This window comes from Bariatricus sp. HCP28S3_F11 (genome assembly GCF_052065395.1).
Classification (GTDB): Bacteria; Bacillota; Clostridia; order Lachnospirales; family Lachnospiraceae; genus Allocoprococcus.
On sequence record NZ_JBQHUC010000012.1, the window covers coordinates 1 to 23,891 of the forward strand.

The following is a 23,891-nucleotide window of genomic DNA, read 5'->3' on the forward strand; positions in this document are numbered from 1 at the left end:
TCGGCAATTCAACCATGCTGTTAAATCCAACTGATCCTGAGGCTACATACCGAAGGAAAGCAGGGAAAGAATATCGCGGCTATGTGGCTAATGTAGAGGAAACTGTTGGGATCGTGTGACATCGGTCCAAAATGATGGTGCAAAACACATTTTTGTGACAAAAGGAGATGCAAACCAGACAGAGGATCCGTATTTAACTTCGGAAGAAGATGTGATTGGTAAAGTTATCTGCATTTCATATCCGTTGGGAGTTGCAGTACATCTGCTGTCCAATCCTTTGATTTTTATACCGCTTATTCTCCTTCCTTTGTTCTTTATACTGATCTATAACTTGATCTATTCTGTTAAAGTTACAAAAGGTATTATTCGTGAAGAGGAAGAAGCGGCTGTGCGGGAAGCTGTGGAAGCGATTCGTAAGAAAAGGGCAGAAGAAGAGGAGGAAAAGAATGATTCAAAATCCAAGTAGTGTCTTTCATGGCCTCATGGAATATGATTCAATAGCGTTAAACCTGAGAAATCTGGTATTTTTCTTCTGTCTGCTATATTTGTCAGTAGAAGATCTGAAAAGATACAGGATTCCGGATAAATGTCTGGGAATCTCTGTAATTGCATGGTGCATGGCAATACCATTTGCATATCAGGATTATGGTGGATGGAGTGGTATTGCTGTGCATTTACTGGCTGCTGTAGTATACGGCGGCGGCGTACTTATTCTTTCCATTCTTATTGAGCAAATCTTTAAAAAAGAAAGCCTTGGCGGCGGTGATGTGAAATTAATTGCTGTCATGGGACTGTATCTTGGTATGAATTTATCATTGTATGCATTGTTCTTTGCATGTATTTTCGGTTTGGTTATATTGCTTATAAGTTATAAGAGCCGTGAGGGAAAGGGTGGAGTAATTCCATTTGGACCGGCTCTTGCGGCAGCAACCATGTTGATGGTTTTGTGGGGACAGGTTCCGTGACTCATTTATTCGGAAATGGAACGGAAGATTTTGCCGAACAAAGATGCGTTTCGCCAGTTTACGACTACATCTGCAGAGTTGTATGCGATTTATCTGAATGATTTCCTCGAAGCGCTTGCCACAGGAGTTTATAAAAAGACTTCAGATAAGTTGAAGATTTTTCTTGACGCGAATGGGACGACGAAGATCACTTCGCTCTACAAATATTGTCCCTTGCTGTGCTGGCAGAAGAATTTCACAAAAATGCGTCTTTCCTTTCCGGGCAGTTCAGCAAAGAGACCGGGATGAGTATGACCGATTACATTCATCACGCCCGAATTCGTGCGGCGGTTCAGTACTTTAATACGACACAGATGTCGGTCACGCAGGTGGCGACAAGCGTTGGGATGGATAATTTCGGATATTTCTCGAGGATTTTCCGAAGAGAGATCAGAATGAGCCCGCGGGAATATAAGAAGATGGTATCGGGCGGGAAAAGTGGGAAATAAAATTCGCAGCATCATTGTAATCGTAAAGAAAAATCATTATACTAAAAATAGAAATAAAAATAGAATCTATTAAAGGAGGCATTTATGGCAAGAACAGTAGGAATTGGGATACAGGATTTTGAAAAATAATAACGAATAAATGCTTCTATATAGATAAGACGGATTTTATCCGTGAATGGTGGGAAAGCAAGGATGATGTGACACTAATTACCCGTCCGAGGCGCTTTGGAAAAACGTTAACTATGAGTATGTTGGAGAAGTTTTTCTCACTTGATTATGCAGGGCGGGTGGGTGCCCGAAAAACAGGTACTACACTAATTCGCGTGTCCACTGTTATGGGTACATTATAACTCATTAGTTGAGAGTCGTGGGGACAGGTCCCTTGACTCCCCTCCAACTCCCCATCCCCACGACTACCACTATTTTCTTGACAAAATAACCGTAAACGGTTAAAATATAAAAAACGGTTAAAGGAGATAGAGGCAGTGATTTCTGATATATTAAAACGAAAAAAGGAAGAAAAGGGTATGACCACCGAGGCACTATCTCGACTTTCCGGAGTACCGGTGGGAACGATCAATAAGATTTTGAACGGGGAAACCAGGTCGCCCAGATACGATACGCTGATGGCACTTGAGAAAGTTCTTCTGGATAAGAAGGATACGGATGAATATCTTGTCATACGGGATTCGCAGGCGGCTTTGGAATATCAGGGGTGTGGACCGTATACGATAGAAGATTACCGGGCACTTCCGCAAGAGGTGCGTGCAGAACTGATTGATGGGGAATTGATTTTTATGGAAGCGCCAGGCACTGCACATCAGATTCTTGTGATGAAGATTGCATTTTTATTAGAATTATTTATACGAGAGAATAAAGGAGAATGTTTGGTCCTTCCGGCTCCTCTTGATGTACAGCTGGATTGCGATGATAAGACGCTGGTTCAGCCTGATATTGTAGTACTGTGCAAGAAAGAAAAACTTGTAAAAGAAGGTATTTACGGAGCACCGGATATGGTGATTGAGGTTACGTCGCCTTCTACCAGAAGAATGGATTTTGCCAAAAAGATGGTGAAATATGATAATGCCGGTGTGCGGGAATATTGGATTGTTGATCTTCAGAAGAAAAAAGTGGTGACGTATCACCTGGAAGAGGATCCGATGCCGTCCCTTTATACATTCCGGGATAAGATCCCGGTTCAGATTTTTGATGAAAAATTAGAGATAGATTTTGCAGGATTTGCAGATGTATTAGAAAGCATACCTGAGTAATGCGAGCAGGTGGTGACGGGGTTCGTTTGCCAGAGAGGGTTCATCCTTGCGGCTGAACTGTTATATTTTTGGAGAATTTTGGGGAAAATGCCTGAATAACCGTGAGAAGATTGTGAAAAATTGTCGAAATGTCTTGGCGGCAACACGTAAATAATGCAAACCGTAATAAGTAGAAATCAAAACTATGTTGCGAGGTATTGGATATGGTTCAAATTATTACAGACTCTTCAACACTGCACAGGGTGGAGGAGGCAAATGCATTGGGAGTCGAGACACTGCCTCTTTGTGTCAATATCGACGATCTGGAAGGGCGCGACCTTCAGATGGATATGAAAGATTTTTATGAAAGGATTCGTAAGGGACAGATTCCCAGAAGTTCCCAGCCGCCAATTGGTGAGGTGGTGGATATGTTTGATAAATACAAGGATTCAGACATTATCAATATCACCATAGCGGACGGACTTTCCGGTACATATCAAAGTGCGTGCGCGGCGAAGGAAATGTCAGAAAATCGGGAGCGGATTACGGTCTTCAACTGCAGGACGCTTTGCGGTCCGCATTGCGTGGCGATTCAGTATATTGAAAAATAGCAGGAAAAGGGGGAGGTCGCATAGCACTCTCCCCAGTGTTTTTTGAAATACATCCAACATTAGTAACCAATTCCCATCCCAAAGAGCAGGAGCAGGCTTGTAAGTACAAGATTCAGAGCCTGGAATTTCCAGCTCCATTTTACCCAGGTACCATAGTTTACATCCGCAAGACCCAGACCGATCAGAAGAACCGGATTTGTCGGATAGAATACATTGGAGAAGCCGTCTCCGAAAGCGAATGCCGCAACGCAGAGCTGGGCAGAGATTCCGAATACCTGTGCAACCGGAACGATCAGTGGCATCAGCAGAAAGGCTTTGGCAGAACCCGAAGGAATGAAGAAGTTCATGATCAGTACAATCAGATAAATAAATAAAATTACGATCCATTTTGGCATGGAACCTGCAGCGGTGACGGCACTGTGCAGAATGGTATCCAGAACATTTGCCTCGACAAGAGTGTATTTGATAGAATTTGCCATCAGGATCATGAGTACTGCCGGAAGAACACTGACCAGGCCGTTCCAGAACGTGATTCCCAGATCCCGGATACGCATCCCTGAAAGGAGAGGGGCGGATATGCCTGCGGCAAGGAACATGACAGCAACGATGATCATGGTGTAATCCTGAAGAGATGTGATCACAATCGAACTCAGGACTACCAGAATGCCTGCACTGAGGATCGCGGCAAAACAGATGAGCCCCCGATCCATGGCTCTGTCACGGGAGAACGTACTGGTATTGCTGTTCATGTTTAATGGTTTTTCAACTTTTTTTGCGTGGTAAACGAGGAACAATAAGAGCAAACCGTAGATGAGTACAAACGCAAGGGCGCGGAACCAGATTCCCGAGAACAGCGGAAGTCCGGCAAGTTCCTGTGCTACACCTACGGTAAATGGATTGCAGACTCCGGCAGCAAATCCACAGCCTACGGCAAGAAGACTCATGCCGACACCGGTAAGAGGATCCCAACCCAGGCTGACGGCCAGCGCAACGACAATCGGAACCAACGGAATGCATTCTTCGAAGGACCCGATAAAAGAACCGAGGGCCATGAAGAACAAGGTGATGACGGCCAGAAGCTGGTAGCGTTTCTGACCGAATCTGCTGGTAATTCTTTCCAGCATATATTTCATAAGATTACATTTCTCAAGACTGTTAAAAACGCCTCCAATGACCAGGAGGAAGACGATAACGGCAATCAAAGCTCCGCTTCCTTCTGAGCCGAGAACGAGAAGTGGGGAAAAGATCCATTTCCAGAACGGAATTCCGCCTTCTACATAAGAAAATCCTGTTTCGGTATCAATTACCGTATTTCCGGATGCATCTGTGAGTCTGGCGTATTCACCTCCCGGGATCAGGAATGTAAGTATGTAGGTGAGTGCCATCAGGACGAAGATGACGGCGATTGCGGTCAGGAAAGAACGTGTGCTGATATTTAGGCCTTTTTTCTGTTTTTGTGTTTCCATTTTTTCCCCTCTCTGATAGAATAGTAATAAGGTATTTGCTACGATTATATACTCCTGGGCAAGCTAAGTCAACAAAAGAGGAGGTGGTACTTTGCGAAGAAAAGAACGGGAAGTCACGGATAGAAAACAGATCGAAAAAGTAATGGAGCTGTGCAGTTGCTGCAGGATAGGGTTCTGTGATGAAGGGAAAATATATATAGTTCCTGTGAACTTTGGCTATGAATATGGAAAGGATTCATGTACCATATTTTTTCATGGAGCGCAGGAAGGAAGAAAGTTTGAACTGATTAAAGAAGAGCCGGAGGTTGGATTTGAAATGGATACTTCTTATCAGTTGAAAACAGCGGATGTGGCATGCGGATATTCATCATATTTCCAGAGTATTATCGGTACGGGAAGGGTGACAGTGGTCGAAGATAATGATGAGAAGATTTATGGCTTGAATCAGATCATGAAGCATGTTTCGGGGAAAAGCGAATGGTCTTATGAAGAAAGCATGCTTCGAACCGTCGGGGTTTTTAAGCTTGAAGTGGAAGAAATGAGCTGTAAGGAACGGTGAAAGAAAAGGATGGAAATGAGTAATGAAGAGTAAGAAACAAAGTGAAAATCATAATCAAAACCTGTGTATGACAAACAGAGAATTGTCATGGCTTCAGTTTAATGAAAGAGTGTTAAATGAAGCAGGAAATCCGAGAGTGCCGTTGGCGGAAAGACTGACGTTTGCGTCTATTTTTCAGACGAATCTGGATGAATTTTTTATGGTACGTGTAGGAACGCTTCTCATGCAGATGCAGTCTTCGGAAGAGATTATAGAGAATAAAACCGGAATGAACAGCAAAGAGCAGGTGAGGGAGATTCTCAAAAGAGTCAATGTACTCGAAGAGAAAAAGGCGAAGATCTATGAACAGCTTATGGGTGAGCTGGAGCCGGAGGGTATTCGGATTATCAATTTTAACAGACTGTCTGCGGAAGAGGGCAAACTTCTGGAGAAGTATTTTGATGCGCATATTGCCCCGTTCCTTTCGCCGATGATCATCGGAAAACAGCAGCCGTTCCCGTTCCTTGCAAATAAACAGTTGTATGCGATTGTTTTACTTGAAACACCGAAGGGCAAGAGAAAAACCGGACTGGTTCCCTGCTCCAACAGCGTATTTAAACGGCTGATTGAGATCCCTACAAGACCGGGAACCTTTATGTTGTCAGAAGAACTGATCCTTCATTTCGTTTCCAAATTGTATTCAAAATATATTGTGAAAGAAAAATCTATCATGCGTGTGACGCGTAATGCGGATATTGATGCGACAGAGATATATGACGAAGATCTTGACTACAGAGATATGATGGAACAGTTGATCAAACGTCGTACCAGGCTGAATCCGGTGCGAGTGGAGTTCAGCCGCAGTATCAATAAAAAGACAAAGCAGGAAATTGCCCGTTTCCTGAAAATCGGGGCGGATCATATTATCGATGTGAAGACACCACTGGATCTGTCTTTTGTATTCTCGCTCCAGACCTATCTTCGAGATAAACCGGAATTGTTTTATGAGAAACGCAGTCCGAGACTCAGCCCGGCGCTGAACCTGAAAGAAAATCTGTTTAATCAGATTGAGAAGAAGGATGTGCTGCTTTCCTATCCATATGAAAGCATGAAGCCGTTCTTGCAGCTCCTTCAGGAAGCGGCAGAAGATGAGTCTGTCGTTTCTATTAAAATGACGCTCTATCGTGTCGCAGAGCGAAGCAAGATCATTGACACGTTAATCGAGGCTGCCGAAAATGGCAAGGAAGTTGTTGTTCTGGTTGAACTGAGAGCAAGATTTGACGAGGCGAATAATATTGAAATGTCCCACAGGCTTGAGGATGCCGGATGTCAGATCCTTTATGGACTTGGAGACTATAAGGTTCATTCCAAACTGTGTCTGATCACACGCAAAACGGAAACGGGATTTGCTTACATAACCCAGATCGGAACCGGAAATTATAATGAAAAAACATCAAGGCTTTACACAGATCTTTCTCTGATCACGGCAAGACAGTCCATAGGAGCAGAAGCAGCAGAGATATTTACCGCGCTGCAGAAGGGAGAAGTGGTCGAGCATACGAACGAACTCCTTGTCGCGCCGAAATGTCTGCAGAACAAGGTAGTGGATATGATCGATGCGGAGATTGAGAAGGTGAAACAGGGCAGTACAGGATATGTGGGGGTGAAGATCAATTCGCTTACGGATAAGGTTCTGATCGATAAGATGATCGAGGCTTCGCAGGCCGGAGTGAAAATTGATCTGATCGTCAGAGGTATCTGCTGTCTGAAACCGGGTGTGAAAGGCATGACAGAGAATATTCATGTGATCAGTGTTGTCGGGCGTTTCCTTGAACACTCCAGAATCTACCGCTTCGGAAGGGGAGATGAGGAGAAGATTTACATTGCATCTGCCGACTTTATGACCAGAAATACGGTTCGCCGTGTGGAAGTGGCTGCTCCGATTTATGACCAGGATATCCGCACCAGAATCCGTCATATATTTGACACGATGATGATGGATGATGAGAAGGGAAAAGAACAGAATTCAGAAGGAGAATACTGCGACCGGTCTGTAAATGCAGAAAAACTGAACTCTCAGGAATTCTTCTATCAGGAAGCATATGATATGGAAAATGGAAGATAGTTTGTAAATAATCCGGCAAAACACGGGAAATATGTGTTTTGCCGGATTTTTAATAGCTGTGGACGGAAGGAGAATTTGCCGGATAACAAAAAGAAAACCTTGACTTTGCGGGGACTGTATGTTACACTATCCTAGCGAATGGAAGTTATAGGTCTTTTTTTTATGCCTATTTTTAGCAGAATTCCGGAGACGGGATTTTGCAGACAGCCTCGCAAGCTGTCGTGTAACTGAAAATTAGAACATAAAAGCGAGGTGGAAGTTGTGCGTACAAGAATTACACTGGAATGTACAGAATGCAAACATCGTAACTACAACATGACAAAGGATAAGAAATCTCATCCGGAGCGCATGGAGACAAAGAAATACTGTAGATTCTGCAAATCACACACATTACACAAAGAGACGAAATAGTCGTTGAAGGGAAGTGAATGTTATGGGAGATGCTAAAGAAACCCGCAAGACACCGTTTTTCAAAGGTGTAAAAGCAGAGTTTAAGAAGATTATCTGGCCAGACAAAACCACACTTGCCAAACAGACAGCGGCAGTCGTATCTGTTTCTGTTTTGCTGGGAGCGATTATCGCGATTACCGATATTCTTGTAAAATACGGAATTGATTTCTTAGTAAGATAAGATACTGATAATGGTAACACAGGAAAGGTGATATTATGGCAGAAGCAAAATGGTATGTGGTTCATACCTATTCAGGGTATGAGAACAAAGTAAAAGCCGACATTGACAAGACGATTGAGAACCGTCATCTGGAAGAAGAGATTCTGGAAGTTCGTGTTCCGATGCATGAGGTTGTGGAACTGAAGAACGGAGTGCAGAAGGCATCACAGAAAAAGCTTTTTCCGGGATATGTACTCATTCATATGATCATGAATGATGATACATGGTATGTCGTAAGAAATACCAGAGGTGTGACTGGTTTCGTTGGTCCGGGGTCCAAACCGGTTCCGCTTACAGACGAAGAAATGGCACCGCTTGGAATCCAGAAAGAGGATGTTGTCGTTGACTTTGCAGAGGGCGATACCGTTACTGTTATTGCCGGGGCATGGGAAGGAACGGTTGGTGCTGTTCAGTCCATTAATATGCAGAAACAGAGTCTTACAATCAATGTTGAGTTATTTGGTCGCGAAACACCGGTAGAAATCAGTTTCGCAGAAGTCAAGAAAATGTAGCAGACATTACGTGGGAGGGAAATCCCCGCAAATACCACAAGGAGGTACTTTAAAATGGCAAAAAAAGTTACAGGTTATATCAAATTACAGATTCCAGCCGGAAAGGCTACTCCGGCTCCACCGGTTGGTCCTGCACTTGGACAGCATGGTGTAAATATCGTTGAGTTTACAAAACAGTTCAACGCAAGAACAGCAGACCAGGGAGATTTAATTATTCCGGTTGTTATCACTGTTTACAGTGACAGAAGCTTCAGCTTTGTTACAAAGACACCGCCGGCAGCAGTTCTGATTAAGAAAGCCTGCAATATCAAATCAGGTTCAGGCGTTCCGAATAAGACAAAAGTTGCTAAGATCACAAAAGCTCAGGTTAAAGAAATCGCAGAGATGAAGATGCCTGATTTAAATGCAGCTACTGTTGAGAGTGCTATGAGTATGATCGAAGGAACCTGCAGAAGTATGGGTGTAACTGTAGTTGAATAAGTCTGATTTACGGGCGAAAGAACTACACTATGAAAACTGTAAACAAGCACGTGGGAGGGAATTCCCGTAATCACCACTAGGAGGTATTTAACATGAAAAGAGGAAAGAAATATGTAGAGGCTGCTAAACAGGTTGACAGAACAGTACTCTATGATAAAGCAGATGCAATCGCATTAGTTAAAAAATGTGCGACAGCAAAATTTGACGAGACAATCGAAGCTCATATCAGAACCGGATGTGACGGACGTCACGCTGATCAGCAGATTCGTGGAGCAGTTGTTCTTCCGCACGGAACAGGTAAAAAAGTTCGTATCCTTGTATTTGCAAAAGATGCAAAAGCAGAAGAAGCAAAAGCGGCTGGCGCAGATTATGTAGGAGCAGAAGAACTGATTCCGAAGATTCAGAATGAAAACTGGTTTGAATTCGACGTTGTAGTTGCTACACCGGATATGATGGGTGTTGTTGGACGTCTTGGTCGTGTACTTGGACCAAAAGGTTTAATGCCGAACCCGAAGGCTGGTACCGTAACAATGGACGTTACAAAAGCAATCAACGAGATCAAAGCTGGTAAGATTGAGTACAGATTGGACAAGACAAATATTATCCATGTACCGATTGGAAAAGCTTCCTTCACAGAAGAACAGTTGGCGGACAACTTCCAGACGCTTATCGATGCAATCAATAAGGCTAAACCGGCAGCAGTAAAAGGACAGTACCTTAGAAGTGTAACTCTTACTTCTACAATGGGACCTGGCGTAAAACTGAACCCGATGAAGTTAGCTTAATTGATGATATATTGATACCTATCGAGGACGCAGCATTTCAAAGTGCTGCGTCCTGTTTTTTGTCAATGAAGCATTGGAGAGATGCAGATTATATAATATGGTAAAATAATAATATTTTATAAAAAGAGTTGAATATTATTATAATAAATGGTAATATATAATATATAAAGAGGCGTGGCGGGCAAGTGCAGATTGAATGGAAGGAGGAACGGGAATGGATATACATGATATTAAGAATCGGAAAAAACAATTGGGTCTTACGAATAAACAGCTTGCTGACTATTCAGGGGTATCGCTGGGGACTGTGAATAAGATCTTGAGTGGAGCGACAAAATCGCCGCAGATTGATACGCTGGACGCATTGGATCGTGCGCTTCAGCGGAAGGAATTCCGGTATCATACGGAATCGGAACCTGTTCTTTGCATTCGGGAAGAGTCCATTGCCTACGATACAATGAAAAAGGATGGGGAGTATACATTAGAGGATTACTATGCGCTTCCGGAAGAAGTGAGAGCAGAGCTGATAGACGGTTATCTGATCTATATGGATGCCCCGACAATTGTACATCAGGAAATAATTGGTGAACTGTGTTATTATATGAGGGATTATGTCAAGAAAAATGAAGGGGAGTGCAGAGTGATCCTTTCACCTATAGATGTCTGCCTTAATAAAGATAATAAAACGATGCTTCAGCCTGATCTTGTGGTGATATGCGACAAAGAACTGACGGACGGGCGAAGAATTAATGGTGCGCCGGATTTTGTGGCTGAAGTAGTATCGCCATCCAGCCGCAAGCGGGATTATATGATCAAGCTTAATAAATATTGGAAGGCAGGAGTACGCGAATACTGGATCATCGATCCGGAGAAGAAGGACATCTCTACATATTGGCTTCAAGGAAGCGACACGGAGTTTGAAGTAATGCATTATGACTTTGAGGATAAAGTTCCGATGAGAATATGGGCTGGTGCGGAAATTGATTTTTCTGAGTTTGATATACTGTGGTAAGATGAAAAAATTACGAAAAAATCCAAAAAATACTTGACGAACAGGAGAACACCTGTTATTATATATAGCGTAACTGCCAGAGACAGTAGGTGCCGCAAGGCATAAGGATGAAAACGCCTACCGAGGAAGAAACGAATTCGATAAAAGTTTGAATTTATAGAAGCTTCCAGTCTGCGGACAGGGAGCTTTTTCTAGGCAGCTCATAAATAATACAAGGAGGTGCACCATTCGTGGCAAAAGTTGAATTAAAACAACCTATCGTTCAGGCAATCGTAGATGATATCACTGATGCACAGTCAATCGTGCTGGTTGACTACCGCGGATTAACTGTAGCACAAGACACAGAACTTCGTAAGCAGTTAAGAGAAGCTGGTATTGTTTACAAAGTCTGCAAAAACACAATGATGAAGAGAGCTTTTGAAGGAACAGATTTCGCACAGTTAGACGAATATCTGGAAGGACCGAGCGCTATTGCAATTTCTAAAGACGATGCAACAGCACCGGCAAGAATTATTTGCAAGTTTGCAAAGACAGCTCAGGCTCTTGAAGTTAAAGCAGGTGTGGTTGAAGGCACAGTATATGACGCTAACGGAGTTGCAGAGTTATCTAAGGTTCCATCAAGAGAAGAATTACTGTCCAAGTTACTTGGAAGCTTACAGTCACCGATTACCAATCTTGCTCGTGTGCTTAATCAGATCGCAGAGCAGAATGGAGCTCCGGCAGAAGCCGCAGCAGAAGAATAAGAGTATTATAAAAATATCAAATGGAGGAAAATAAAATGGCAAAATTAACAACAGCAGAATTTATTGAAGCTATCAAAGAATTATCTGTATTAGAATTAAATGAATTAGTTAAAGCATGTGAAGAAGAATTTGGTGTATCTGCAGCAGCAGGTGTTGTAGTTGCAGCAGCAGCTGGAGACGGAGCAGCTCAGGAAGAAGAAAAAGATGAATTCAACGTAGAATTAGTAGCAGCTGGTTCTTCTAAAGTTAAAGTAATCAAAGTTGTTCGTGAAATCACAGGACTTGGATTAAAAGAAGCTAAAGAATTAGTTGACGGAGCACCGAAGGTAGTGAAAGAAGCAGTATCTAAGGCAGAAGCTGAAGAAATCAAAGCAAAACTTGAAGCTGAAGGCGCAGAAGTTGCCCTTAAGTAATTTTAAGAGTATTCCAAAGCGGGGGAGAGAGATCTTCCCCGTTTTTTCTAGACAGAAGTACCATTCTTGTTTCTTGAAATCATTTAAAAAATATTCCAAATCACAAAAAAATCCTTGACAAGCCAGCAGACTCTATGATATAGTAAAAAATGCGCTATTGTGGAAATTTATGCTATAATTGCGCCCTAAAATCGACTGTTTCCGATAAAAGGGAGATAGTTGAGCCACAGATTGAAGTAGTGGACGGCAAAAACTGTCCACTTGTTTAAAAATCTGTGTGAGTGTTAGGCGGAATTAACCCGAAAATTTATTATATAAGGAGTGAAACGTCAATGGAGAAAAACAGAATTCGTCCCATCACAACCGGAAAAAGTATGCGTATGAGCTATTCCAGACAAAAAGAAGTACTCCAAATGCCGAACTTAATCGAAGTTCAAAAGGACTCCTATCAGTGGTTCTTAGACGAAGGATTAAAAGAAGTATTTGATGATATTTCTCCGATTACAGATTACAGTGGACATCTGAGTCTGGAACTGGTGGATTTTACATTATGTGAAGACGAGGTAAAGTACTCAATCGAAGAATGTAAAGAGCGTGACGCGACTTATGCGGCACCGCTGAAAGTGCGTGTAAGGCTTCATAATAAGGAAACGGATGAGATTAACGAACATGAGATCTTTATGGGAGATCTGCCGTTAATGACGAAGACGGGTACTTTCGTAATTAACGGAGCAGAACGTGTTATTGTAAGCCAGTTGGTACGTTCTCCTGGCATTTATTATGGAATTGCACATGACAAAATCGGTAAAGAATTATTTTCTTGTACGGTAATTCCGAACCGTGGTGCATGGCTTGAATATGAGACGGATTCGAATGACGTTTTCTATGTGCGTGTTGACAGAACCAGAAAAGTGCCGATCACAGTGTTGATTCGAGCCCTGGGTGTTGGTACGAATGCGGAGATTTTGGAACTCTTTGGTGAGGAACCGAAGATTCTGGCAAGTTTTAGCAAAGATACAGCGGAAAACTATCAGGAAGGTCTTCTTGAATTATACAAGAAGATTCGTCCGGGTGAACCTCTTGCTGTGGACAGTGCTGAAAGCCTGATCACAAGTATGTTCTTTGATGCAAGGCGTTATGATCTTGCTAAAGTTGGACGTTATAAATTTAATAAGAAGCTTCTGCTCCGTAATCGTATTAACGGACGAGTTCTGGCAGAAGATGTTGTAAGCCCTCTGACAGGAGAGGTGATCGCGGAAAAAGGAACGGAAGTTGACAGAGAACTTGCAGATACAATTCAGAACGCGGCAGTCCCATATGTATGGATTGCAAGAGAAGAGGGAGAACGCAATATCAAAGTTCTTTCTAATATGATGGTAAATCTGCAGAGCATTGTTGACATTGACCCTAAGGAAGTGGGCGTGACGGAGCTGGTGTACTATCCGGTTCTCGCTGAACTTCTGGAAGAGACAGCAGGCGATATCGATGAATTGAAAGATGCGATACGCAAGAATATCCATGAGCTGATTCCGAAGCACATTACAAAAGAAGATATTTTCGCATCCATCAATTATAATATGCATTTGGAATATGGTCTTGGAAATGATGATGATATCGATCATCTTGGCAATAGACGTATCCGTGCGGTCGGTGAACTGCTTCAGAATCAGTACAGAATTGGTCTGTCCAGATTGGAAAGAGTTGTTCGTGAAAGAATGACAACACAGGATCTGGAAGGGGTATCCCCGCAGTCTTTGATCAATATTAAACCGGTTACGGCAGCTGTGAAAGAATTCTTTGGTTCATCTCAGTTGTCACAGTTTATGGATCAGAATAACCCGCTGGGTGAGCTGACTCATAAGAGACGTCTGTCTGCCCTTGGCCCAGGTGGTCTGTCTCGTGACCGTGCCGGATTCGAGGTTCGAGATGTACACTATTCTCACTATGGAAGAATGTGCCCGATTGAGACACCTGAAGGACCGAACATTGGGCTTATCAACTCTCTGGCATGTTATGCGAGAATTAATGAATACGGTTTCGTGGAGGCTCCGTATCGTAAGATCGACAAGAGCGATCCGATGAACCCGGTAGTAACAGATGATGTTGTCTATATGACAGCAGATGAAGAAGATAATTATCATGTAGCACAGGCGAATGAGCCACTGGATGAAGAAGGACATTTCATTCATAAGAATGTATCTGGTCGTTACCGTGAAGAGACTCAGGAATATGAGAGAAGAATGTTTGACTATATGGACGTTTCTCCGAAGATGGTATTCTCTGTAGCTACAGCATTGATTCCTTTCCTGGAAAATGACGATGCCAACCGTGCGCTGATGGGATCCAACATGCAGCGTCAGGCGGTACCGCTTTTGATGACCGAAGCACCGGTTGTCGGAACTGGTATGGAAGTAAAATCAGCCGTTGACTCGGGAGTCTGCATTGTGGCAGAACAGGGCGGTGTGGTAGAACGCGCAACTGCAACAGAAATCGTAATTAAGCAGGATGATAAGACCAGGAAAACGTATAAATTGACCAAATTCCTCCGCAGTAACCAGAGTAACTGTTATAATCAGAGAACGATTGTTGTCAAGGGAGAACGGGTAGAGGCAGGACAGGTTATTGCAGACGGCCCGTCTACATCAAATGGTGAGATGGCGCTTGGTAAGAACCCGCTGATCGGCTTCATGACCTGGGAAGGTTATAACTACGAGGATGCTGTTCTGTTAAGTGAAAGACTGGTACAGGATGATGTATACACTTCTGTGCATATTGAAGAGTATGAAGCAGAAGCCCGTGACACCAAGCTTGGGCCGGAAGAAATTACACGTGATATTCCGGGTGTCGGTGACGATGCGCTGAAAGATCTGGATGAAAGAGGTATTATCCGTATCGGTGCGGAAGTTCGTGCCGGGGACATCCTCGTCGGTAAAGTGACACCGAAGGGTGAAACAGAGCTGACGGCAGAAGAGAGACTGCTTCGGGCAATCTTTGGTGAAAAAGCCCGTGAAGTAAGAGATACTTCTTTGAAAGTACCGCATGGCGAATACGGTATCGTTGTGGATGCAAAAGTATTTACAAGAGAAAATGGAGATGAACTCTCACCGGGAGTAAATCAGGCAGTTCGAATTTATATCGCTCAGAAGAGAAAGATTTCTGTTGGTGATAAGATGGCCGGACGTCATGGTAACAAGGGTGTTGTTTCCCGTGTGCTCCCTGTAGAAGATATGCCGTTCCTGCCGAACGGACGTCCGCTTGATATCGTGCTTAACCCTCTGGGTGTGCCGTCACGTATGAATATCGGACAGGTGCTTGAGATTCATCTGTCTTTGGCTGCGAAAGCTCTTGGATTCAATATTTCTACACCGGTCTTCGATGGCGCCAATGAGGTTGATATTATGGATACGCTTGACCTGGCGAATGATTATGTAAACTTGAGCTGGGAAGAGTTTGAAGCAAGACATAAAGAAGAGCTGCTTCCGGAGGTTATGGAATATCTGTATGAGAATAGAGACCACAGAGAACTCTGGAAGGGGGTTCCGCTGTCAAGAGACGGTAAAGTTCGTCTTCGTGACGGACGTACCGGTGAATTCTTTGACAGCCCGGTAACGATCGGACACATGCATTATCTGAAACTGCATCATTTGGTTGATGATAAGATCCATGCGCGTTCAACCGGTCCTTACTCACTGGTAACCCAGCAGCCACTTGGTGGTAAAGCGCAGTTTGGTGGACAGCGTTTCGGAGAAATGGAGGTTTGGGCTCTTGAGGCGTACGGAGCTTCCTACACTCTGCAGGAAATCCTGACAGTAAAATCTGATGACGTTGTAGGACGTGTGAAGACTTATGAAGCAATCATTAAAGGTGAGAATATTCCTGAACCGGGTATTCCGGAATCCTTTAAAGTACTTCTGAAGGAGCTGCAGTCTCTTGGCCTTGACGTACGAGTACTGCGTGATGACAATACAGAAGTTGAGATTATGGAAAGCGTAGATTATGGCGATACAAATCTGAACCACATCATTGAAGGAGACAGACGTTACCGCAATGACGAGGATTTCGGAAAACATGGATACAGCACACAGGAATTTGAAGATGGTGAGCTTGTGGACATTGATGAAGAGCCGGATGACGCTGACTTTGAAGAAGACTTTGAGGAAGAATTTGAAGATTTTGACGATATGGACTTAGAATAGGGAGGATGCCGAAATGACAGAAAATAAAAACGAAGTAACATCTCAGCAGATGACATTCGATGCAATTAAAATTGGTCTGGCATCTCCGGAGAAGATTCTGGAATGGTCACACGGTGAAGTGACAAAACCGGAAACCATTAACTACAGAACTTTAAAACCGGAAAAGGATGGTCTGTACTGTGAGAGAATTTTCGGACCGAGCAAAGACTGGGAATGTCACTGTGGAAAATATAAAAAAATCCGCTACAAAGGTGTTGTCTGTGACCGCTGTGGGGTTGAGGTAACCAAGTCAAGTGTGCGTCGTGAACGTATGGGGCACATTGCACTTGCTGCCCCGGTTTCCCATATCTGGTATTTCAAGGGGATTCCGAGCCGGATGGGACTGATCCTGGATCTGTCCCCGAGAACACTGGAGAAGGTTCTGTATTTTGCTTCTTATATCGTGCTGGATAAAGGAGAGACAGATCTTCAGTACAAGCAGGTTCTTTCTGAAGCTGAGTATCAGGAAGCGAGAGAAACATGGGGCAATAAGTTCCGTGTCGGTATGGGTGCGGAATCTATTAAAGAATTACTGGAAGCAATCGATTTGGACAAAGAATATGCAGAACTTCAGTCAGGACTGGAAGGTGCAACCGGACAGAAGCGTGCAAGAATTGTAAAACGTCTCGAAGTGGTTGAGGCATTTCGTGAATCCGGTAACAGACCGGAGTGGATGGTAATGACTGTAATCCCAGTTATTCCGCCGGATCTGCGTCCGATGGTTCAGCTTGACGGAGGTCGTTTTGCAACATCAGATCTGAATGACCTGTACCGCAGAATTATCAACAGAAATAACCGTCTTAAGAGACTCCTTGAACTGGGAGCTCCGGACATTATTGTAAGAAACGAAAAGAGAATGCTTCAGGAAGCAGTCGATGCTCTGATCGACAACGGACGCCGCGGACGTCCGGTAACCGGACCTGGTAACCGTGCGCTGAAGTCTCTTTCCGATATGCTGAAAGGTAAATCAGGACGTTTCCGTCAGAACCTTCTGGGAAAACGTGTTGACTATTCAGGACGTTCCGTTATCGTAGTAGGACCGGAACTTAAGATTTACCAGTGTGGTCTTCCGAAAGAAATGGCAATTGAGCTCTTCAAACCATTTGTAATGAAAGAACTGGTTGCAAACGGAACCGCACATAATATTAAAAATGCGAAAAAGATGGTAGAACGCCTTCAGACAGAGGTGTGGGATGTACTGGAAGATGTAATCAAGGAACACCCGGTTATGCTGAACCGTGCCCCCACGCTGCACAGACTTGGTATTCAGGCGTTTGAACCGATTCTTGTAGAAGGTAAAGCAATCAAGCTTCATCCGCTTGTTTGTACAGCATTTAATGCCGATTTCGACGGAGACCAGATGGCTGTCCATCTGCCGCTGTCCGTAGAAGCTCAGGCAGAGTGCCGTTTCCTCCTCCTTTCTCCGAATAACCTGCTGAAACCGTCTGATGGTGGTCCGGTGGCCGTTCCTTCACAGGATATGGTCCTTGGTATTTATTATCTGACGCAGGAAAGACCGGGAGCATTAGGAGAAGGAAAAGCATTTAAGAGCATTAACGAAGCGATTCTTGCATATGAGAATGGAGTAGTTACACTTCATTCCAAAATTAAAGTTCGTGTTACCAAGACTCTTCCGGATGGAACCGAGAAAACAGGAACAGTTGAATCAACATTGGGAAGATTTATTTTCAATGAGATTATTCCGCAGGATCTGGGCTTTGTTGATCGTGAAGTAGAGGGAAATGAACTGCTTCTTGAAGTGGATTTCCATGTCGGCAAAAAACAGCTCAAAAAGATCCTTGAAAAAGTTATTAATACACACGGAGCTTCAAAGACTGCTGAAGTGCTTGACAGTGTAAAAGCAATCGGTTACAAATTCTCTACAAGAGCAGCGATGACTGTATCCATTTCCGATATGACGGTGCCGCCGCAGAAACCGGAATTGATTCAGAGAGCACAGGATACAGTAGATAAGATTACAAAGAACTTCAAACGTGGTCTTATTACAGAAGAAGAACGTTATAAAGAAGTTGTTGAGACATGGAAAGCAACGGATGATGAACTTACAGAGGCACTGCTTTCCGGACTGGATAAATATAATAATATCTTCATGATGGCCGATTCCGGAGCCCGTGGATCAGATAAGCAGATTAAGCAGCTTGCAGGTATGCGCGGACTTATGGCTGATACAACCGGTCGTACGATCGAGTTGCCGATTAAGTCAAACTTCCGTGAAGGTCTGGACGTATTGGAGTACTTCATGTCTGCGCATGGAGCGCGTAAAGGTCTGTCAGATACCGCTCTTCGTACAGCGGACTCTGGATATTTGACCAGACGTCTTGTTGATGTTTCACAGGAACTGATTATCCGTGAAGTGGACTGCGTAGAAAAAGGTGCAGAGATTCCAGGTATGTATGTGCATGCATTCATGGATGGAAATGAAGAGATTGAAAGTCTTCAGGAACGTATTACAGGACGTTATTCCTGCTATACGATTTGTGATAAAGATGGAAATGTGCTTGTAAAAGCAAACCATATGATCACTCCAAAACGTGCAGAGAAGATTATGAAATACGGTGTGGATGAAAATGGAAATTCTCCACTTAAAAAGGTGAAGATCCGTACGATTCTGACCTGTAAATCACATATCGGAATCTGCGCAAAATGTTATGGAGCCAACATGGCAACCGGAGAACCGGTACAGGTTGGTGAGGCTGTCGGTATCATTGCGGCTCAGTCAATCGGAGAGCCAGGTACCCAGCTTACCATGCGTACCTTCCATACCGGTGGTGTGGCCGGTGATGATATCACGCAGGGTCTTCCTCGTGTCGAAGAGCTTTTTGAGGCAAGAAAACCGAAAGGACTTGCGATCATTACAGAATTTGGCGGTGTTGCAACAATCAACGATACAAAGAAGAAACGTGAGATTATTGTGACGAATCAGGAGACGGGTGAGTCGAAAGCTTATTTGATTCCGTATGGTTCACGAATTAAGATTATGGATGGTGCTGTTCTTGAAGCCGGTGACGAGCTGACAGAAGGTAGTATCAATCCGCATGATCTGCTGAAGATTAAGGGACTTCGTGCAGCACAGGATTATATGCTTCAGGAAGTACAGAGAGTATATCGTCTGCAGGGTGTAGAAATCAATGATAAGCATATCGAGGTTATCGTGCGTCAGATGCTTAAGAAGATTCGAGTAGAAGAAAAGGGCGATACAGAGTTCCTCCCGGGTACGATGGTCGACGTACTTGAATTCAACGACGTGAATGAAAAGCTGGAGGCAGAGGGCAAAGAACCGGCAACCGGTGAACAGATCATGCTTGGTATTACCAAGGCATCGCTTGCTACCGAGTCCTTCTTGTCTGCTGCGTCCTTCCAGGAGACAACGAAAGTTCTGACGGAAGCTGCTATTAAGGGTAAGGTGGATCATTTGATCGGCCTTAAGGAAAATGTTCTTATCGGTAAGCTTATTCCGGCAGGAACCGGTATGAAGAAATATCGGGATGTTCGTTTGAACACAGAACTGGCGATGGAAGATGAAATTGTTCTCGATGATTTTGATGATGCGGAAGAAGGCGAAATGGTTGAAGCACCAGAACTAAATGCAGAAAATGATGCTGCTAATGTCGAAGAAACTGCGGATACAGAGACCGAATTTGCTGAAATAACAGAAGAATAGGCTCATTATTTCATGTGAAATTGACAGGGGATAGTATGTGAAAATACTATGCCCTGTTATTATTTTCGGGTTTATGAATTTATTATACATTCTTATAGATTTCATTTTAATATTGCAAATTTGAAAAAAATCAGCTATTATTAACGACATATTCAAAATTACTTTGCAAAAATGAGGTGGGAAGAAGTTGGATATACGCCATCTTGGGGAGAGAATCAGTGAAAACAGGAAGAAAAAGATGATGACAATTAAAAGCCTTTCGGAGTATACCGGATTGTCAGTAGGGTATCTGAGCATGCTGGAACAGAATAAGACGACTCCTACAATCGATAACCTTGCCAGGATTTGTGAATCGCTGGAAATCAGTATCATTGACATTCTTGAGTCTGAATGTGAGACGAAAACAATCATTCGCAAGGAAGAACTCACGGAGGCAAGTTATCCGGATGAGAACTTAGTTGTTAATATAGCAGATTTCAGACGTTCCAACTATGTTTATGAATATATTACGATACAGCCAGGGGAACCGCCTAAAAAAAAGGAATATCGTCACAATCGTGACGAAATGTGCACGGTGATATCCGGATGTCTGAACTTGATTATCGAAGGAAGAGAATACACATTGCATGAGCGGGATTCGGCATATATCAAAGAGGGAGAACGTCATTGTATATACAACACCGGTGAAAAAGAGTCGGTCAGTCTTTGGGTATACCATAGAAAATAGTTGAGTTTAAGTGGATTAAAGTAAAAAAGGATATTGTGAAAAAAATAGCAAAATTCATATTTCCCTTGACACAAGGTGAAATAAAGGATATAATAAAAAAATCATCTTCATGAAAATGATAAATGAGAATCTGCAATACTAGAAACAGATGGTTGGCTTCCGGTTTCACGTAACCTTCTGCTTAGTCAAGCGTGAAAGAAAGGGTTTTAAATACAATTTCATAAGCGGACGTCATAGCGTGAAACTATGACTTGGGAAGACAAGGACGTCATGATGAAAATCATGGCGCTTTTTTATTATCAAAATAGACTGCGTTCTAGTATGCGGTATAGAAATTGGGGGATTGCAATGAGTAAGATTGAACAACTGAGAGAGTACATGGAGAAGGAAGATTTGGATGGTTTTTATGTGGCGAAGCCGGCTAACGTGAGAGCGGTCAGTGCATATACAGGAGAGGATTCTTTTCTTTTTATTACGAAAAGTAAACAGTACTTTCTTACAGATCCGCGGTATACTGAACAGGCATCATATGAATGCCCGGAGTATGAAATCAGGAATTGGCGAAGCACAAGGAGCCGCAGCATAGGGGAAGCAGTTGCGTTATGTGCTGAAGAAGAAAAAGTTGAAAGAATAGGATTTGAACAGGATTATCTCACATTTGGAGCATGGAAATCCATGCAGGATGCCATGAAAGTTGAGCTGGTTCCCACTCTTAACGTAATAGAAGAACTTCGTGCGGTGAAGACGCCTGAAGAGATTAAGAACCTGACAGTGGCATGTGATATTGCATCCAGAGCATTTGAAAAAATCTTGAAAGACGTGCGTGTGGGTGTAACTGAGAAAGAACTTGCATCAAAGCTTGCCCATTACATGGTAATGGAAGGAGCTGATACCAAGCCTTACGGAGGAATTCTTATATCAGGAGCGAGAACATCGCTTCTCCATGGAATTCCGAGTAATAAGGCAATCGAATATGGCGACTTTGTATTGATGGATTATGGATGCCAGTACAAAGGATATTTGTCAGATATGACAAGAACCGTTGTTGTAGGGAAAGCGGATGAAAAACAAAAAGAAGTATACAATCTCTGCAGACGGATGACAGAAGAAACAGAAGCTTCTGTCAAAGCGGGAGTGACGGGCACATCCTGTTATGAAGCGTCACTCAAAGCAATTGAAGGGACCGAATATTTCCAGTATCACTATACGGGAATCGGTCATGGAGTAGGGCTGTTCGTACATGAGCTTCCGAATATTGGAGCAAATTGTAGGAATATTCTTCCGGAGAACAGCGTAATGACGGTAGAACCAGGACTTTATATTCCAGGCTGGGGCGGTGTCCGGATCGAAGATCAGGGTATTGTCACAAAAGACGGATATGAAAACCTGATAAGTGCTACACATGAGCTAATAGAACTTTAAATGAAGGAGGAAAAGTTATGAAAAAGAGATTATTAGTAGCATTACTTTCTGCAGCTATGGTAGTTACCATGTTTGCAGGCTGCGGTACACCTGGATCAAAGAAATCCGATGACAGCAGTGAAACAGAAGGTACAGGTAAGAAAAGAGTTACATATACTCTGCGTGAAGACATTCCGTCAGCAGATCCGCAGAATAGTAACTCCATTTCTTCCGCATCAGCAAATATCCATATGCTGGCTTGCCTTACAAGAAATGTAGAAGGAGAAGTGAGAGGAGACGCAGCAGAAAGCTGGGAAGTTTCTGATGACGGACTTGTTTACACCTTCCATCTTCGCGATGGCCTGAAATGGAGTGACGGTGTGGATGTAACTGCAGATGATTATGTTTACGGTATGCAGAGACTGATGGATCCGGCAGAAGCTTGTGACTATGCATTTATCGGTTACATCCTGAAAAACGGTGCAGCTGTAAATAATGGTGAAGTTTCTGTTGAAGAACTGGGTGTTAAGGCACTTGATGACAAGACTGTAGAAATTACTCTGGAACATCCGGCGGTATACTTCGAATCAATGGCATCTATGTGTGCACTTGGACCAGCAAGAAGAGACCTTGTAGAAAAATATGGAAAAGAATATGCAGCAGATCCTGAAAAAGCAGCATATAATGGACCGTTCACGATGACTGAGTGGAAACATGGTGATCAGCTTGTTATGACAAAGAATCCGGATTATTGGGATGCCGACAGTGTAAAACTTGACGAAATCTGCATCAAGACAGTCGCTGATGCTAAGACAGCAGTTGCTATGTGGGAGAATGGCGAAGTTGATATTACAATTGTTCCTACAGAAATGACAGAACAGTATGCAGATGATTCAGAATTCTACTTCACAGGTGCGGATGATTACATCATGCTGAACCAGAGTGAAGGCAAGCTTCTTGCAAATAAGAACTTAAGATTTGCTCTTAACTATGCAATCAATCGTTCTGAATACAATACGCTTGTTAATAATGATGTTTACGAACCGGCACAGAGACTTGTTCTTCCGAACGTAACAGCAGCGGATTCTACATATGGTGAGAGATATCCATATGAACCATTCCCGCTTGAAAATGATGATGCAAAAGCAAAAGAATATCTTGCAGCAGCTATGTCTGAACTGGGCGTAAGCAATGCAGCAGATATCAAGCTTGAACTTCTTACAACTGATACAGAAGGTGCTAAAAAGCAGGCAGAAGTTCTTCAGGAACAGTTCCAGAAGAACCTTGGAATCACAGTAGAAATCAAACAGGTTACTTACAAACAGAGACTTGAAATGGAACAGACTAAAGAATATGATATGGTAGTTACGGGATGGGTACCGGATTACTCAGATGCTTATTCTTACCTGGAACTCTGGATCAGCGATGGACAGTACAACCATTCAGGATATAACAATCCTAGATATGATGAACTGCTGGAAGCTTCTCAGTTTGAGACTGACGCTGCAAAGAGACAGGATATGTTGTTCGAAGCAGAGCAGATCTTCCTCGGAGAAGATTCAGCACTTGTTCCGCTGCAGCTCCGTCGTGATCAGTATCTTGTAAATCCGAAGCTTGAAAACTTCAATGTTTACTTTGTAGGATATGACTTCAACCTGGTATATGCAGATCTTGCAGAATAAAATATTATATAATATTTTAGTCAGAGAGGACAGTTTGTCCTCTCTGACTAAGTAATAAAACTTGTTGGGAGGGAAAAAGTATAGTTTCCCTTCCTCTTTAACGGTTTTG

At 43.1% G+C, this 23,891-nt stretch carries 22 protein-coding genes, 1 pseudogene and 1 other annotated feature; of the genes and pseudogenes, 22 read left to right on the plus strand and 1 reads right to left on the minus strand.

Annotation, left to right across the window (positions count from 1 at the left end; translation table 11 throughout):
• Positions 1-115: 115 nt before the first annotated feature.
• From ACTNBR_RS07470 to ACTNBR_RS07500, 7 genes and pseudogenes are all read left to right on the plus strand, one after another.
• Complete coding sequence (locus tag ACTNBR_RS07470; RefSeq protein WP_441017538.1) at positions 116-466, plus strand: hypothetical protein; 351 nt, start codon at positions 116-118, stop codon at positions 464-466.
• Positions 447-965, plus strand: a complete 519-nt coding sequence (locus ACTNBR_RS07475; RefSeq protein WP_427820033.1) for a prepilin peptidase — start codon at positions 447-449, stop codon at positions 963-965. Before ACTNBR_RS07470 ends, ACTNBR_RS07475 begins: the two co-directional genes overlap by 20 nt.
• A gap of 30 nt (positions 966-995) precedes the next feature.
• Positions 996-1,253: a hypothetical protein gene (locus tag ACTNBR_RS07480; protein WP_441025127.1), complete on the plus strand. Its 258-nt coding sequence runs from the start codon at positions 996-998 to the stop codon at positions 1,251-1,253.
• Positions 1,184-1,453: a helix-turn-helix transcriptional regulator gene (locus ACTNBR_RS07485; RefSeq protein ID WP_441017540.1), complete on the plus strand. Its 270-nt coding sequence runs from the start codon at positions 1,184-1,186 to the stop codon at positions 1,451-1,453. The genes ACTNBR_RS07480 and ACTNBR_RS07485 overlap by 70 nt, the downstream gene beginning before the upstream one ends.
• A gap of 84 nt (positions 1,454-1,537) precedes the next feature.
• Positions 1,538-1,740 (plus strand): annotated as a pseudogene (locus ACTNBR_RS07490) (AAA family ATPase); the annotation flags it as partial.
• A gap of 198 nt (positions 1,741-1,938) precedes the next feature.
• Positions 1,939-2,724 (plus strand): Uma2 family endonuclease, encoded by a 786-nt coding sequence (locus ACTNBR_RS07495; protein WP_441017542.1) that lies wholly within the window; start codon positions 1,939-1,941, stop codon positions 2,722-2,724.
• Between the two features lie 203 nt (positions 2,725-2,927).
• Positions 2,928-3,314 (plus strand): DegV family protein, encoded by a 387-nt coding sequence (locus tag ACTNBR_RS07500; RefSeq protein ID WP_441017544.1) that lies wholly within the window; start codon positions 2,928-2,930, stop codon positions 3,312-3,314.
• 59 nt (positions 3,315-3,373) lie between these two features.
• Here ACTNBR_RS07500 and ACTNBR_RS07505 read toward each other — a convergent pair whose 3' ends face one another.
• Positions 3,374-4,780 carry a hypothetical protein gene (locus ACTNBR_RS07505; protein ID WP_441017545.1) on the minus strand — a complete coding sequence of 469 codons (1,407 nt, stop codon included), beginning with the start codon at positions 4,778-4,780 and terminating at the stop codon, positions 3,374-3,376.
• 91 nt (positions 4,781-4,871) lie between these two features.
• On the opposite strand from ACTNBR_RS07505, the gene ACTNBR_RS07510 reads away from it, so the two are divergent.
• From ACTNBR_RS07510 to ACTNBR_RS07580, 15 genes are all read left to right on the plus strand, one after another.
• The gene (locus ACTNBR_RS07510; RefSeq protein WP_441017547.1) at positions 4,872-5,339 is read left to right on the plus strand and encodes a pyridoxamine 5'-phosphate oxidase family protein; all 468 of its coding nucleotides are present in this window, start codon (positions 4,872-4,874) and stop codon (positions 5,337-5,339) included.
• Between the two features lie 22 nt (positions 5,340-5,361).
• On the plus strand, positions 5,362-7,443 hold the full coding sequence (gene ppk1, locus ACTNBR_RS07515; protein ID WP_441017549.1) for a polyphosphate kinase 1: 2,082 nt from the start codon (positions 5,362-5,364) through the stop codon (positions 7,441-7,443).
• A 261-nt stretch (positions 7,444-7,704) separates the two neighbouring features.
• The gene (gene rpmG, locus ACTNBR_RS07520; RefSeq protein WP_081445272.1) at positions 7,705-7,854 is read left to right on the plus strand and encodes a 50S ribosomal protein L33; all 150 of its coding nucleotides are present in this window, start codon (positions 7,705-7,707) and stop codon (positions 7,852-7,854) included.
• Between the two features lie 22 nt (positions 7,855-7,876).
• A complete protein-coding gene (gene secE / locus ACTNBR_RS07525; RefSeq protein ID WP_427806096.1) occupies positions 7,877-8,074 on the plus strand; it encodes a preprotein translocase subunit SecE in 198 nt (65 codons plus the stop codon).
• 35 nt (positions 8,075-8,109) lie between these two features.
• A complete protein-coding gene (gene nusG / locus ACTNBR_RS07530) occupies positions 8,110-8,625 on the plus strand; it encodes a transcription termination/antitermination protein NusG (RefSeq protein WP_427806095.1) in 516 nt (171 codons plus the stop codon).
• Between the two features lie 54 nt (positions 8,626-8,679).
• On the plus strand, positions 8,680-9,105 hold the full coding sequence (gene rplK / locus ACTNBR_RS07535) for a 50S ribosomal protein L11 (protein ID WP_427806094.1): 426 nt from the start codon (positions 8,680-8,682) through the stop codon (positions 9,103-9,105).
• Between the two features lie 92 nt (positions 9,106-9,197).
• Positions 9,198-9,890, plus strand: a complete 693-nt coding sequence (gene rplA / locus ACTNBR_RS07540) for a 50S ribosomal protein L1 (protein WP_427806093.1) — start codon at positions 9,198-9,200, stop codon at positions 9,888-9,890.
• A 214-nt stretch (positions 9,891-10,104) separates the two neighbouring features.
• Positions 10,105-10,899, plus strand: coding sequence for a Uma2 family endonuclease (locus ACTNBR_RS07545; RefSeq protein ID WP_427806092.1), 795 nt, complete (start codon positions 10,105-10,107; stop codon positions 10,897-10,899).
• A 58-nt stretch (positions 10,900-10,957) separates the two neighbouring features.
• Positions 10,958-11,100 (plus strand) — a sequence feature (ribosomal protein L10 leader region).
• Between the two features lie 29 nt (positions 11,101-11,129).
• The gene (gene rplJ / locus ACTNBR_RS07550) at positions 11,130-11,642 is read left to right on the plus strand and encodes a 50S ribosomal protein L10 (protein ID WP_427806091.1); all 513 of its coding nucleotides are present in this window, start codon (positions 11,130-11,132) and stop codon (positions 11,640-11,642) included.
• A 35-nt stretch (positions 11,643-11,677) separates the two neighbouring features.
• A complete protein-coding gene (gene rplL, locus ACTNBR_RS07555; protein ID WP_427806090.1) occupies positions 11,678-12,055 on the plus strand; it encodes a 50S ribosomal protein L7/L12 in 378 nt (125 codons plus the stop codon).
• Between the two features lie 332 nt (positions 12,056-12,387).
• Positions 12,388-16,251, plus strand: a complete 3,864-nt coding sequence (gene rpoB, locus ACTNBR_RS07560) for a DNA-directed RNA polymerase subunit beta (protein WP_427820026.1) — start codon at positions 12,388-12,390, stop codon at positions 16,249-16,251.
• Positions 16,252-16,264: 13 nt separating this feature from the next.
• Positions 16,265-19,972, plus strand: coding sequence for a DNA-directed RNA polymerase subunit beta' (gene rpoC / locus ACTNBR_RS07565; RefSeq protein ID WP_427806088.1), 3,708 nt, complete (start codon positions 16,265-16,267; stop codon positions 19,970-19,972).
• Positions 19,973-20,159: 187 nt separating this feature from the next.
• Positions 20,160-20,699, plus strand: coding sequence for an XRE family transcriptional regulator (locus ACTNBR_RS07570; RefSeq protein WP_441017551.1), 540 nt, complete (start codon positions 20,160-20,162; stop codon positions 20,697-20,699).
• Positions 20,700-21,047: 348 nt separating this feature from the next.
• A complete protein-coding gene (locus ACTNBR_RS07575) occupies positions 21,048-22,121 on the plus strand; it encodes a M24 family metallopeptidase (protein WP_441017553.1) in 1,074 nt (357 codons plus the stop codon).
• Positions 22,122-22,138: 17 nt separating this feature from the next.
• A complete protein-coding gene (locus tag ACTNBR_RS07580) occupies positions 22,139-23,782 on the plus strand; it encodes a peptide ABC transporter substrate-binding protein (RefSeq protein ID WP_441017555.1) in 1,644 nt (547 codons plus the stop codon).
• Positions 23,783-23,891: the final 109 nt, after the last annotated feature.

Bases quoted from the DNA above. Each gene is read 5' to 3' on its own strand.
- ACTNBR_RS07475 (WP_427820033.1), top strand. From the start codon at position 447: ATGATTCAAAATCCAAGTAGTGTCTTTCATGGCCTCATGGAATATGAT.
- ACTNBR_RS07500 (WP_441017544.1), top strand. From the start codon at position 2,928: ATGGTTCAAATTATTACAGACTCTTCAACACTGCACAGGGTGGAGGAG.
- ACTNBR_RS07505 (WP_441017545.1), bottom strand. From the start codon at position 4,780: ATGGAAACACAAAAACAGAAAAAAGGCCTAAATATCAGCACACGTTCT.
- ppk1 (WP_441017549.1), top strand. From the start codon at position 5,362: ATGAAGAGTAAGAAACAAAGTGAAAATCATAATCAAAACCTGTGTATG.
- secE (WP_427806096.1), top strand. From the start codon at position 7,877: ATGGGAGATGCTAAAGAAACCCGCAAGACACCGTTTTTCAAAGGTGTA.
- nusG (WP_427806095.1), top strand. From the start codon at position 8,110: ATGGCAGAAGCAAAATGGTATGTGGTTCATACCTATTCAGGGTATGAG.
- rplK (WP_427806094.1), top strand. From the start codon at position 8,680: ATGGCAAAAAAAGTTACAGGTTATATCAAATTACAGATTCCAGCCGGA.
- rplA (WP_427806093.1), top strand. From the start codon at position 9,198: ATGAAAAGAGGAAAGAAATATGTAGAGGCTGCTAAACAGGTTGACAGA.
- ACTNBR_RS07545 (WP_427806092.1), top strand. From the start codon at position 10,105: ATGGATATACATGATATTAAGAATCGGAAAAAACAATTGGGTCTTACG.
- rplL (WP_427806090.1), top strand. From the start codon at position 11,678: ATGGCAAAATTAACAACAGCAGAATTTATTGAAGCTATCAAAGAATTA.
- rpoB (WP_427820026.1), top strand. From the start codon at position 12,388: ATGGAGAAAAACAGAATTCGTCCCATCACAACCGGAAAAAGTATGCGT.
- rpoC (WP_427806088.1), top strand. From the start codon at position 16,265: ATGACAGAAAATAAAAACGAAGTAACATCTCAGCAGATGACATTCGAT.
- ACTNBR_RS07575 (WP_441017553.1), top strand. From the start codon at position 21,048: ATGAGTAAGATTGAACAACTGAGAGAGTACATGGAGAAGGAAGATTTG.
- ACTNBR_RS07580 (WP_441017555.1), top strand. From the start codon at position 22,139: ATGAAAAAGAGATTATTAGTAGCATTACTTTCTGCAGCTATGGTAGTT.